The organism is Pimelobacter simplex (assembly GCF_900114845.1).
Lineage (GTDB): Bacteria > Actinomycetota > Actinomycetes > Propionibacteriales > Nocardioidaceae > Nocardioides > Nocardioides simplex.
The window spans coordinates 992,213-1,004,646 of sequence record NZ_FOUK01000001.1 but is presented as its reverse complement, the minus strand read 5'-3'; the positions used below and the strand labels follow the sequence as shown (position 1 = coordinate 1,004,646).

Sequence of the window (12,434 nt, the reverse complement as noted above, 5' to 3'; positions counted from 1 at the left end):
CGGGGTCCGGTTCGCGCCCGACGAGGCGTGATCGCCCCGAGGTACGTCGCTTTCCGCGGCCGAGTGGGCCGGACCCCCTAGGGTGGTCTCGTGGGCCATGACCTCGTGATCGTCGCCAACCGCCTGCCCGTCGACCGCGTCACCGACGCCAGGGGGAGGAGCACCTGGCGCCGCTCCCCCGGCGGTCTCGTCTCGGCCATCGAGCCCGTGATGCGGGCCCACGACGGCGTGTGGATCGGGTGGCCGGGTGGGACCCAGAAGTTCAAGCCGTTCAAGGTCGACGGCCTCGACCTGGTGCCGCTGGCGATGTCGGCGGAGGAGATCGAGGAGCACTACGAGGGCTTCTCCAACGGAACCCTGTGGCCGCTGTACCACGACGTCGTGGCCAAGCCGGAGTTCCACCGCGAGTGGTGGGACACCTACGTCCGGGTCAACCGCCGCTTCGCCGAGCGCGCCGCCGAGCTGGCCGCCGAGGGCGCGACCGTGTGGGTGCACGACTACCAGCTGCAGCTGGTGCCCCAGATGCTGCGCGAGCTGCGCCCGGACCTGCGGATCGGCTTCTACCTGCACATCCCGTTCCCGCCGGCCGAGCTCTTCCAGCAGCTGCCGTGGCGCCGCCAGATCCTCGAGGGGCTGCTCGGTGCCGACCTGGTGGGCTTCCAGCTGCCGGGCGCGGCACAGAACTTCATCCGCCTGGTCCGCCAGCGGGTCGGCCACAAGACGCACCGCGACCTGGTCTACCTCCCGGACGGCCGGACCGTCCGGGCCGCCGCCTTCCCCATCTCGATCGACGCCGGCGGCTTCGCCGAGCTCGCGGCGTCCGACGCCGTCGCCGAGCGCGCCGCCGCGATCCGCGAGGCGCTCGGCAACCCGCGCCGGATCTTCCTCGGCATCGACCGCCTCGACTACACCAAGGGCATCTACGCGCGGTTGCGCGCGTTCGGCGAGCTCATCAGCGACGGCGCGCTCACCGTCGAGGACGCCGTGTTCGTCCAGGTCGCCGTCCCCTCCCGCGAGCGGGTCGAGCACTACCGCAACCTCCGCGACGACATCGAGCGCCTCGTCGGGCGCATCAACGGCGACCTCGGGCGGATCGGCCGGCCGGCGGTCAGCTACCTCCACACGTCGTACCCGCGCGAGGAGATGGCCGCGCTCTACCGCGCCGCCGACATCATGGTCGTCACGCCCTACCGCGACGGCATGAACCTCGTCGCCAAGGAGTACGTCGCCTGCCGCACCGACGAGGACGGCGCCCTGGTCCTCAGCGAGTTCGCCGGCGCCGCCGACGAGCTGCGCCAGGCCTGGCTGGTCAACCCCTACGACATGAACGGCATGAAGGCCGCGCTGCTCGAGGCCTACCACGCGGAGCCCAAGGAGCTCAGCCGCCGGATGCGCGCGATGCGCAAGCAGATCGCGCAGCACGACGTGAAGGCGTGGGCCGACAGCTTCATGACCGAGCTCGAGGACGACGCCGCGCACAGCCACTCCAAGACGGTGCGACCAGCAACACGCTCCTGAACCCGCTACCGCGCGGTAGCGTTCGCCCATGGATCTGGTGCCCCTGCGCTCCGTGCCCGGAGCCGGCCTGCTCCCCGCCCCGGACCAGGTCGTGGCCGCCGCGAGCAATGTCGCCCACAAGGTTCTCTACGGCGGCGTGGCCGACCTGCGGCCGATGCCGCGCACGCTCATCGACGACGGCACGCTGCGCGAGGTCTACCACTACCGCCCGGCCGGGCACGTCCAGGAGCAGGGCGACCCGGTCCTGCTGGTGACGCCGCTCGCCGCGCCGTCGAGCTGCTACGACCTGCGCCGCGGGTGCTCGCTGGTCGAGCACTTCGTGACCGAGGGCCGTCCCACCTACCTCGTCGAGTACGGCGAGGTGTCGTTCCGCGACCGCAACCTCGGCATGGAGCACTGGATCGACGAGGTCGTGCCGACCGCGATCCGCGAGGTGTCGAAGCACGCGGGCGACCGCCCGGTGCACGTGATCGGCTGGTCGCTGGGCGGCATCTTCTCGATGCTGACGCTCGCCGACAAGCGCTCCGGCGACCTGCCGGTGGCGTCGCTGACGGTGGTCGGCTCGCCGATCGACGTCGCCCTCGTGCCGCTGCTCGCGCCGTTCCGCCCGCTGCTCAACCTGTTCAACGGCAACGGCCCGATCACCAAGGGCTACCAGATGCTCGGCGGGGCGCCGAAGCCCCTGGTGAAGTGGGCCTTCCAGCTCACCGCCTTCCAGAAGCTGGTCACCAAGCCGCTGGCGCTGGCAACCCACGTCGACGACCGCGAGTTCCTCGCGCAGGTCGAGGCGGTCGACGCCTTCACGTCCAACATGATCGCCTACCCGGGCCGCACGTTCGGGCAGCTCTACCACCGCTTCGCCAAGGGCAACCAGCTCGCCACGGGCACCTTCGAGCTCGACGACCGGACCATCGACCTGGCCGACATCGCCGTCCCGGTGCTGGTCTTCGGTGGGGCTGCCGACGGCATCGCGCCCGTCCCGGCGGTCCACGCGGTCGTGCCGCTGCTGAAGGGGTCGCCCGAGGTCCGCTTCGAGGTCGTGCCGGGCGGCCACCTCGGGATGCTCACCGGCCGCGCCGCGCGTCGTACGACGTGGCTGGCGATGGACGAGTGGATCACCCAGTGGTCGGGCGGCGAGCAGCCCACCGAGGCGATCGGCACGAGCCGCAAGCGGCGACACTCCTCGGCAGCGTCCCGGGCGCTCTCCAAGTGACCCTCCCCCGCAGCGTCCGGGTCGGGTACGGCGCCGGCTCGGTCGCCACGGGCGCGTTCGGCACCGTGCCCGGGCTGATGCTGCTGCCCTACCTGACCGACACCCTGGCCGTGCCCGCCCTCGCGGCCGGCGCGATCGTCTTCCTGCCCAAGGCCTGGGACGTCGTGCTCAACCCCGTCGCCGGGCGGATCAGCGACCGCACCGTCGATCCCCGCGGACCGCGCCGTCCGTGGCTGCTGCGGGCGGGGCTCGTGCTGGCCGTCTGCTTCGCCCTGCTCTTCGCCGCGCCGGACCTGGGCTCCCAGGCGGTCGACGCCGCCTGGGTGCTCGTCGCCTTCCTCGCCTGCGCGACGGCGTACGCCTTCTTCCAGGTGCCGTACGTCGCGATGCCCGCCGAGCTGACCGACTCCTACGACGAGCGCACCCGGCTGATGACCTGGCGGGTCGCGATCCTCGCGTTCACGATCCTGCTCGCGGGCGCGAGCGCGCCGGCGATCCGGGACGCGATCGGCGGCCGCGACGGCTACCGCGTCATGGGCCTGGCGATGGCCGCGATCATCCTGACCGGTGCGCTGCTCGCCTACCGCGGCACCCGCGGCGCGCGGATCGGTGTCGTCGAGCCGAGCCCCGGCACGCTGCGCGACCAGCTCCGCCTGGTCGCCGCGGCCCGCGACTTCCGGCTGCTGCTCGTGACGTTCGTGCTCCAGGCACTGGCCACCGGCTGCATGCTCGCGGGCGTCGACTACCTGGCCGGCGACGTGCTCGAGCGCAAGGGCGCCGCCACCGTCCTGTTCGTCTGCTTCGTCGGGCCGGCGCTGCTGCTCACCCCCGCGTGGGCGGCGATCGGGCGGCGGATCGGCAAGAAGCGCGGCTACGTCGCGTCCTCGCTCGTCCTGGCGACCGGGGCGGCGCTGGCCGTGCTCGCCGGGCACGCGCCGGCTCCCGTGATGTTCGCCGCGGTCGGCCTGGTCGGCGTCGGGTACGCCGGCGTGCAGGTCTTCCCCATGGCGATGCTCCCCGACGCGGCGGCGGTCGACGCCCGTCGTACCGGCTCGTCGCGGGTCGGCGTCTACACCGGCGTGTGGACGGCCGGCGAGACGCTCGGGCTCGCCCTCGGGCCGGGCCTGTTCGCCGTCGTCCTCGCGCTCGGCTCCTACCGCTCCAGCGACTCCGGCGGCGCCGTCCAGCCGGACTCCGCGGTCACCGCGATCACCCTCGGGTTCTCGCTGCTGCCCGCCCTGCTCGTGCTCGCCAGCCTGTGGTGGCTGCGCGGCTACGCCCTCGACGAGAAGGAGGTCGATCGGCCCGATGTCGCAGCCGACGCCTGACCAGATCCGCGCGCGCCTCGCCGCGCTCCAGGCCGACGACCTGCCCGTGCACGGCGGTCGCACCCTCGCCTACGTGTACGACGCCGGCCTGGCCGACGTCGACGCGCTCGCCCGCGACGCGGTGGCCGCGTTCGCCGGCAGCAACGGCCTGGACCCCACCGCCTTCCCGAGCCTGCTGACGATGGAGAACGACCTCGTCGCGTTCGCCCGCGAGCTCGTCGACGGACCCGACTCGATGGTCGGCACGATCACCTCCGGCGGCACCGAGTCCTGCCTGCTCGCGGTGCTCGGCGCCCGGGACGCGCGGCCCGAGATCGACTCCCCCTCCATCGTGGTCGCCGACACCGTGCACGCCGCCTTCCACAAGGCCGGGCACTACTTCGGGGTGCGCGTGATCGTGGTCCCCACCGGCCCCGACCACCGCGCCGACCCGGAGGCGATGGCCGCGGCCATCGACGACACCACGGTGCTCGTCGTGGCCAGCGCGCCGTCGTACGCGCACGGGGTGGTCGACCCGGTCCCCGCCATCGCCGCGGCGGCCGCCGCCCGCGGCGTGCGCTGCCACGTCGACGCCTGCATCGGCGGCTGGATCCTCCCCTATGGCGCGCGGCTGGGCCGCCCCGTCGCCCCGTGGACGTTCGCGGTCGACGGCGTCACGTCGATCTCGACCGACCTGCACAAGTACGCCTACGCCCCCAAGGGCGCCTCGCTGCTGCTCCACCGCGACCCCGCCCTGCGCCGTCCGCAGTACTTCGCGCACGCCGGCTGGCCCGGCTACACGATGCTCAACTCGACGCTGCAGTCCACCCGCTCCGGCGGACCGGTCGCGGGCGCCTGGGCGACGGTGCGCGCGATCGGCCACGACGGCTACCTCGACCTGACCCGGCGCGCGCTCGACGCGACCGACGCCGTCGCGGCCGGGATCGAGGCCATCGACGGGCTCGCCCTGGTCGCCTTGCCGGAGTCGACGCTCGTGGCGGCCGTCGCCGACGGGCCGCTCGACGTCTTCACCGTGTGCGACGAGATGGCCGAGCGCGACTGGTTCGTCCAGCCCCAGCTCTCCTACGAGGGGCAGCCACCGTCGCTGCACGTCGCGATCAGCGCCGCGACCGACGCCGCCGCCTTCGTCGCGGCGCTCGGCGAGGCGGTCGCCGCGGCCCGCGCCGCCGGACCGGTCGTCGTCGATCCCGGCGTCGTCGACCTGCTGCGGTCCGTCGACCCTGCCACCCTGGGGGACGACGAGTTCGACATGCTGCTCGCCGCCGGCGGGCTCGCGGACGGCGAGGGCGACCTGGGCCTGCCCGACCGGATGGCGTCGGTCAACGCACTGCTCGACGTCGCTCCCCCGGCCCTGCGCGAGGCGGTGCTCGTCGCCTTCCTCGACCGGCTCGCCCGGCCCCCGGCCGAGCCGTTCGCCACCGGGACATAGTCCCAAAGGACTAGCGGGTCCCGGCCGCGTTCCCGATTCCCGGGCCTGCCCCGGCTCCGTAGATTCTTCCTCACCGACGCGGACCTCGAAGATCCGTTGGAGGGAGCCCCACCGGGACCGGCACCCCAAGCCGGGTGCCCCCGGAGGACCAGCAGGGCTCGAGATCCGCGTCGGAGCCACGCCACAGCCGGTGGTGGCGCCCCTTGGAGGGAGAGGGGCGCCCCCGGTCGGTGGCGGGCAGGGAGCAGCACCACGGCCGGCCTCTCGCACGGGAGGGTGGGTCTGGGGGGACCATGCGCCGCAGAGCGCATTAGAGTCCGGCCGTGGATGCTCTCACCAAGCTCGTCGACCAGGGCCTGATGGCCGCCGACTGGGCCGAGGCGCTCGCACCGGTCGAGGACCGCGTCGCCGCGCTCGGCCAGTTCCTCCGCGCGGAGCTCGCCGCGGGCCGGTCCTACCTGCCGGCCGGCGACCGCGTCTTCCACGCCTTCCGGCGCCCGCTCGCCGACGTGCGCGTGCTCCTCGTGGGCCAGGACCCGTACCCGACGCCCGGGCACCCCATCGGGCTGAGCTTCGCGGTCGAGCGCGACGTGCGGCCGATCCCGCGCAGCCTCGCGAACATCTACCAGGAGCTGGCCAACGACGTCGGCTTCGTCCCACCGCCCCACGGCGACCTGACGCCCTGGGCGGACCAGGGCGTGATGCTGCTCAACCGGGTGCTCACCGTGCGGCCCGGCGAGTCGGCGTCCCACCGCAACCAGGGCTGGGAGCACGTGACGGCGTGCGCGATCCAGGCCGTCGTACGGCGGGCGGAGGCGGGGGCACCCGTCGCGGCGATCCTCTGGGGCCGCGACGCGCAGACGCTCAAGGCGCACCTCGGCCCGATCCCGTGGGTGGAGTCCGCGCACCCCTCGCCGCTGTCGGCCTCGCGCGGCTTCTTCGGCTCGCGCCCCTTCAGCCGGGTCAACGCCCTGCTCGCCGAGCGCGGCGGGGAGCCGGTCGACTGGACGTTGCCTGCCTGACCCCTTCCGCTCCGGCGTTCCTCGGAATATAGTTGAACTCTCAACTATTGAGGTAGGCATGACGATGACCGACACCACCACCAGCGACCGGATGCCGGCCCTCTACATCGGGCACGGCGCTCCCCCGCTCCTCGACGACCCGCTGTGGTCGAGCCAGCTCGCCGCCTGGGCCGGCGACCTGCCACGCCCGAAGGCGATCCTCATCGTCAGCGCGCACTGGGAGTCGGCGCCCCTCTCGCTCACCGCGAGCGGCGCACCCCTGGTCTACGACTTCGGCGGCTTCGCGCCGAAGTACTACCAGATGACCTACGAGACCCCCGACGCCTCGCACCTCGCCGCCCGGGTCGCCGCGATGATGCCGCGCACCGAGCCGGTCCACCAGCACACCTCGCGCGGCCTCGACCACGGCGCCTGGGTGCCCCTCAAGATCATGTACCCCGGCGCGGACATCCCCGTGCTCCAGATGTCGATGCCGACCCACGACCCGGGCCGCCTCATGGAGATCGGCCGCCGGCTCAAGCCCCTGCGCGACGAGGGCGTCCTCATCATCGGCTCCGGCTTCCTCACCCACGGCCTGCCCTTCCTCACCTCCTGGCAGATCGACGCCGACGCCCCCGGCTGGTCCACCGACTTCGACGCCTGGGCCGGCGAGGCCATGGCCCGCGGCGACGTCGACGAGCTGGCGTCGTACCGGTCGAAGGCGCCGGGCATGCCCTACGCCCACCCGACCGTCGAGCACTACACGCCGCTCTTCGTCACGCTCGGTGCGGCCAGCGACCCGACCGAGCCGGGCGCGCAGGTCATCGACGGGTTCTGGATGGGGTTGTCGAAGCGGTCTCTTCAGGTCGCCTGAGCCAGCCGCGCCCGCAGCCGGGCCAGCTCGGCCTCCAGCTCGAGGACGCGCGCGATCCCGGCGAGGTTGAGCCCCTCGGCCAGCAGGTCGCGGATGCGGTGGAGGGTCTCGATGTCGGCGCGGCTGTAGAGGCGGGTGCCGCCCTCGCTGCGCTGCGGCGCGAGCAGTCCCCTGCGCTCGTAGACGCGCAGGTTCTGGATCTGCATCGAGGTCATCTCGGCCGCGACGGAGATCGCGAAGACCCCGCGGACCCGGTCCCGCTCTCCTTCTCGATCTCGGCCTTGATTCACGGCCACAGATTATCTATAACGGTTGATGCAGATCAATGACCGGCCCGGGCGGCCGGCACATCCCGAAGGAGGACATGTCATGTTGCTGCGCACCACCGATCCGTTCCGCGACCTCGACCGGCTCACCAGCCAGCTCCTCGGCGGCGGTGCGCCGGGCACCACCAATCGCCCGGCCGTCATGCCGATGGACGCGTGGCGCCAGGGCGACCGGTTCGTCGTCGAGTTCGACCTGCCCGGCGCCAGCTCCGAGAGCATCGACATCGACGTCGAGCGCAACGTGCTCACCGTCCGCGCCGAGCGCGTCGCCGGCAACGGCGACTGGCAGCGTCTCGCCTCCGAGCGGACGCACGGCCAGTTCTCCCGCCAGCTCGTGCTCGGGGACAACCTCGACCTCGAGCGCATCGAGGCCGGCTACGACAACGGCGTCCTGCGCCTGGTGATCCCCGTCGCCGAGAAGGCCAAGCCCCGCAAGATCCAGATCGCCGGCGGCGCGCCCGCCGTCGAGCACGAGGCCATCGAGGCGTGAGCCGAGGAGGCTCCGCGGTCCGCGGACACGCTCAGCGGACGCGGAGCCTCCGCATCAGCTTGAGCGAGCTCAGCATCTGCTTCACGTAGGCGTCGTAGCCCTGCCCGGGCCGCGGGCCCATGACCTGCTTCTTGAGCACCGCGACGTTCTTGGCGTCGGTGTACTTCAGCAGGCCCTGGTCGCCGTGCCGCGCACCGACGCCGGACTTCTTGACGCCGCCCGACGGCGACCCCTTCGAGGCGTACGCCGTCGCGAGGGCGTCGTTGATGTTGACGTTGCCGGACTCGATCCGCTCGGCGACCGCCTCGGCCCGGGCGAGATCGCCGCTCCACACCGAGGCGTTGAGGCCGTAGTCGGTGTCGTTGGCGAGGTGGATCGCCTCGTCGACGGTGCGGTACGGGTAGAGCGCGACGACCGGGCCGAACGTCTCGGTGTGGCCGGCGAGCATGTCCTTGGTGACGCCCTCGAGAACGGTCGGCTCGAAGAACGCGGGGCCGATGTCGGGGCGGGCCCGGCCACCGGTGAGCACGGTCGCGCCCTTGGCGACGGCGTCCTCGACGTGGGAGGCCACGCGGTCGCGGTGCTCGGGGCTGACCAGCGAACCGATCTCGGGCCCGAAGTCGTACGCCGCCCCGATGCTGAGGTTCGCGGCCCGCTCGACGAAGGCGGACTTGAGCTCGTCGTACCGGCTCTCGGGGAGGTAGATCCGCTCGATGTGCATGCAGATCTGGCCGGTGTTGCCGAAGACGCCGAAGGTGGTGCCCTCGACCCACTCGGCGACGTCGACGTCGTCCAGCACGATCATCGGGTTCTTGCCGCCGAGCTCGAGGCAGCAGCCGATCAGGTTGCGCCCCGCACGCTCGCCGATCACCCGTCCGGTGGCGGTGGAGCCGGTGAACATCACGTAGTCGGCGTTGTCGATCAGCGTCGGGCCGATGTCGGGCCCCTCGCCGCACACGACCTGGAAGAGGCCCTTCGGGAGGCCCGCCTCCTCGAGCAGCGAGATGCCGAAGAGCGGCGACAGCGCGGTCTTGTTGTCCGGCTTCACGACGACGGCGTTGCCCGCCATCAGCGCGGGGATCGCGTCGGAGAGTCCCGTCGCGAACGGGAAGTTCCACGGCGCGATGATGCCGACGACACCTTTGGGGACCCGCACCTCGGTGGAGCCCGACACGACCGGGACCGGGCCGCCGTGCTTCTTCGGGGCGAGCAGCTTCTTGGCGCGCTTGAGGTAGTACGACATCACCATCGGCGGGTCGCAGGTCTCCTCGATCGCCATCCGCCGGTTCTTGCCGCTCTCGACCTGGATCAGGTCGGCGGTGCGGTGCGCGTTGTCGACGAGCAGCGTGTGCGCCCGGTCGAAGACCTCGAGCCGCTTGGCGACGGGCCACTGGGCCCACAGGGCCTGGGCGGCCCGCGCCTTCGCGAAGGCGTCCTCGATGTCCTCGGGCGTCGACTGCGGCAGCTCGACGAGGACCTCGCCGGTGTAGACCTCGGTCAGCTTCCAGGTCGCGCCGGAGCGTCCCGGCACCCGCGCGACGAGACGCTCGAGCAGCTCGTCGGTGACCGAGGCGGGACGCGTCGCGCTCACCACTTCACGCCGCCCAGGATGATCTCGGCCGCCTTCTCGCCGATCATGTAGCAGGGCGCGTTGGTGTTGCCGCCGGTGATGCTCGGCATGATCGAGGCGTCCGCGACGCGCAGGCCCTCGATGCCGCGGACCTTGAGGTCCGGCGTGACGACGGCGCGCTCGTCGACGCCCATCCGGCAGGTGCCCACGCCGTGGTAGACGGACGTCGAGCGGTTCTTGAGCGCGACCCGCAGCTCCTTGCCGTTGGGGATCGACGGCCCGGGGTGGATCTCCTCCTTGACCCCGCCGCCGAAGGCGGCCGAGGCCATGATCTCGCGGATCATCTCGGTGCCCTCGGCGAGCACCTCGACGTCGGCGGGGTCCGTGAAGAAGCCGTAGTCGATGAGCGGCGCGGCCGTCGGGTCGGCCGAGGCGAGGCGGAGCGTGCCGCGGCTCTGGGGGTAGATCAGCGTCGAGAACACCGTCAGGGACGGACGCCCGTCGGGGATGTGCCGGATCGGCTCGTCCTGGTTGGGGCTCGGGTAGGCCCACGGCAGCATGTGCAGCTGGAGGTTCGGGATGTCGGTGGCGGCCGACGTGCGCACGAAGCCGACCGACTCGAAGACCGAGTTGTCGAGGAACGAGCCCCCGCGGGTGAGGTCCTTGGCCATCCCCTTGAAGAACGTCCAGGCGTTGCCGCGGTACTGGACGCTCGGCACGTGGAACGACATCGGGTGGAACAGGTGGTCGTGCAGGTTGTCGCCCACCGGCAGGTCCGCCACGCAGTCGATGCCGACGCTGGCGAGGTGGTCGGCGTGACCGACGCCCGAGAGCATGAGCAGCTGGGGGGTGTTGGCGAAGCCGGCGGAGAGCACGACCTCCTTGCCGGCCCTGATGAACCGGCGGGTGCCGCCGCCCTTGCCCTGGTCGATGACCTCGACGCCGGTGGCGCGGCCGTTCTCGATGACGACCTTCGCGACGTGGACCTCGGTCTGCAGCTCGAGCGTGCGCGGGGCGAGGTGGTGGACGTACCCGCGCGAGGACGAGTAGCGGAGCCCGTCAGCAGTGTTCTGCTGCATCCGGGCGATGCCCTCCTGCTCGGCGGCGTTGTAGTCGTCGAGGACCTTGACGCCGAGGGTGTCGGCGGTGGCCTGGATGAACTGGAGGGTGCCCTCCTGCAGCGTCTTGTTGCGGGTGATCTTGATCGGGCCGCCGGCGCCGCGGTAGGCGTTCTCGCCGTCCTCGAAGTCCTCGTAGCGCTTGAACGCGGCGTTGACGCTGTCGGCGTCCCAGCCGGTGTTGCCCTCGGCGGCCCACGAGTCGTAGTTGGCGCGGTTGCCCCGGACGTAGACCATGCCGTTGACCGAGCTCGAGCCACCGACGACCTTGCCGCGGGGGGCGGGCATCCGGCGGCCGTCGAGGCCAGGCTGCGGCACGGAGCGGTAGCCCCAGTCGAAGAGCCTCTCGAGCTTCGGCTCGGAGTGCATCGGCCCGATCATGCCGGGCTTCTTGGTGAAGTAGCCGTGCATGCCCTTGTCGTCGGACTTGCCGGCCTCGATGAGGATCACGCTCGCGCCGGACTGGGCGAGCCGCCCGGCGACGATCGACCCGGAGCTGCCCGAGCCGACCACCACGTAGTCGGCCTCGTTGCTGTACGGCGCGCGCTTCGCCATCGCTTCCCATCCTTCGTCCTCGGGGTCCGGGCGGTCAGGGGGACACCCGGCGACGTCACTGTAACGCGTTCTAGTTTCGTTACGAAAGGGTTTCGTGTTCGCTGTCTTCGTCCCTCGCTTCCCGGACTGCGAAGATGGGTCGGTGCGGATCCTCTCCATCCAGTCCTCCGTCGCGTACGGCCACGTCGGCAACTCCGCGGCGGTCTTCCCGCTGCAGCGCCTGGGCCACGAGGTGTGGCCGGTGTTCACGGTCCACTTCTCCAACCACACCGGGTACGGCGCCTGGCGCGGTCCGCTGCTCGACCCGGCCGACGTGCGCGACGTGATCACCGGGATCGAGGAGCGCGGCGTGCTCGCGACCTGCGACGCGGTGCTCTCGGGCTACCAGGGCTCCCCCGCCGTCGCGTCCGTGATCGTCGACGCCGTGCAGCGGGTCAAGGCGGCCAACCCGGCGGCGACCTACACCTGCGACCCGGTGATGGGCAACGCGAAGTCGGGCTGCTTCGTGAACCCGGAGATCCCGCCGATCATCCGCGAGCAGGTCGTGCCGGTCGCCGACATCCTCACGCCCAACCAGTTCGAGCTCGGCTTCCTCACCGGGCGCGACGCGCTCAGCGAGCCGGCGCCGCTCGACGCCATCCTCGACGCGGCCGACGCCGCCCGCGCGATGGGGCCCTCGACCGTGCTCGTCACGTCCGTCGAGCAGGCCGGCGCGCCCGACGACGTCATCGAGATGATCGCGGTCACCGGCGAGGGCGCCTGGTCGGTGCGCACGCCGCGGCTGCCGATGAAGGCCAACGGCTCCGGCGACATCACCGCGGCGCTCTTCACCGCCCACCTGCACGACTCCGGCTCGCCGGCCCTGGCGCTGGCGCGGACGACGGCGTCGGTGTTCGACGTCCTGCAGGCGACGCTCGACTCGGGCGAGCGCGAGCTGCGGCTGATCGCGGCCCAGGAGGCGATCGCGCACCCGGACGAGCGCTTCGAGGTCACCCGCCTGCGCTGAGCGGTC

Annotated in this window: 11 protein-coding genes; 8 read left to right on the top strand and 3 right to left on the bottom strand. The window is 72.2% G+C overall.

The features are described 5' to 3' along the window. Positions 1–90 precede the first annotated feature (90 nt). The 6 genes from BM223_RS04770 (at position 91) to BM223_RS04745 (ending at position 7,363) form a co-directional block, all read left to right on the top strand. On the top strand, positions 91–1,518 hold the full coding sequence (locus BM223_RS04770) for an alpha,alpha-trehalose-phosphate synthase (UDP-forming) (protein WP_038681230.1): 1,428 nt from the start codon (positions 91–93) through the stop codon (positions 1,516–1,518). Between the two features lie 28 nt (positions 1,519–1,546). Then, the gene (locus BM223_RS04765) at positions 1,547–2,731 is read left to right on the top strand and encodes an alpha/beta fold hydrolase (protein WP_141267349.1); all 1,185 of its coding nucleotides are present in this window, start codon (positions 1,547–1,549) and stop codon (positions 2,729–2,731) included. Next, positions 2,728–4,059: an MFS transporter gene (locus BM223_RS04760; protein ID WP_038681231.1), complete on the top strand. Its 1,332-nt coding sequence runs from the start codon at positions 2,728–2,730 to the stop codon at positions 4,057–4,059. The genes BM223_RS04765 and BM223_RS04760 overlap by 4 nt, the downstream gene beginning before the upstream one ends. Further along, positions 4,040–5,488 (top strand): pyridoxal phosphate-dependent decarboxylase family protein, encoded by a 1,449-nt coding sequence (locus BM223_RS04755; protein ID WP_038681234.1) that lies wholly within the window; start codon positions 4,040–4,042, stop codon positions 5,486–5,488. The genes BM223_RS04760 and BM223_RS04755 overlap by 20 nt, the downstream gene beginning before the upstream one ends. A gap of 323 nt (positions 5,489–5,811) precedes the next feature. Continuing rightward, positions 5,812–6,510, top strand: coding sequence for a uracil-DNA glycosylase (locus BM223_RS04750; protein ID WP_038681236.1), 699 nt, complete (start codon positions 5,812–5,814; stop codon positions 6,508–6,510). 64 nt (positions 6,511–6,574) lie between these two features. After that, entirely contained in the window at positions 6,575–7,363 is a 789-nt protein-coding gene (locus BM223_RS04745) for a dioxygenase family protein (protein WP_038685178.1), read from the top strand. Here BM223_RS04745 and BM223_RS04740 read toward each other — a convergent pair. After that, the gene (locus BM223_RS04740) at positions 7,351–7,653 is read right to left on the bottom strand and encodes a MerR family transcriptional regulator (RefSeq protein WP_038685180.1); all 303 of its coding nucleotides are present in this window, start codon (positions 7,651–7,653) and stop codon (positions 7,351–7,353) included. The genes BM223_RS04745 and BM223_RS04740 overlap by 13 nt on opposite strands. A gap of 79 nt (positions 7,654–7,732) precedes the next feature. Between BM223_RS04740 and BM223_RS04735 the strand changes: the two genes are divergently transcribed. Continuing rightward, positions 7,733–8,179, top strand: a complete 447-nt coding sequence (locus BM223_RS04735; protein WP_038681238.1) for an Hsp20/alpha crystallin family protein — start codon at positions 7,733–7,735, stop codon at positions 8,177–8,179. A gap of 31 nt (positions 8,180–8,210) precedes the next feature. On the opposite strand, the gene BM223_RS04730 is transcribed toward BM223_RS04735, so the two are convergent. Together BM223_RS04730 and BM223_RS04725 are read right to left on the bottom strand one after the other, a co-directional pair. Further along, positions 8,211–9,770 carry a succinic semialdehyde dehydrogenase gene (locus BM223_RS04730; RefSeq protein ID WP_082004013.1) on the bottom strand — a complete coding sequence of 520 codons (1,560 nt, stop codon included), beginning with the start codon at positions 9,768–9,770 and terminating at the stop codon, positions 8,211–8,213. Then, a complete protein-coding gene (locus tag BM223_RS04725) occupies positions 9,767–11,422 on the bottom strand; it encodes a GMC family oxidoreductase (RefSeq protein ID WP_038681242.1) in 1,656 nt (551 codons plus the stop codon). Before BM223_RS04725 ends, BM223_RS04730 begins: the two co-directional genes overlap by 4 nt. A gap of 142 nt (positions 11,423–11,564) precedes the next feature. Here BM223_RS04725 and pdxY point away from each other — a divergent pair, with 142 nt between their 5' ends. Further along, entirely contained in the window at positions 11,565–12,428 is an 864-nt protein-coding gene (pdxY, locus tag BM223_RS04720) for a pyridoxal kinase PdxY (RefSeq protein ID WP_038681244.1), read from the top strand. Positions 12,429–12,434 lie beyond the last annotated feature (6 nt).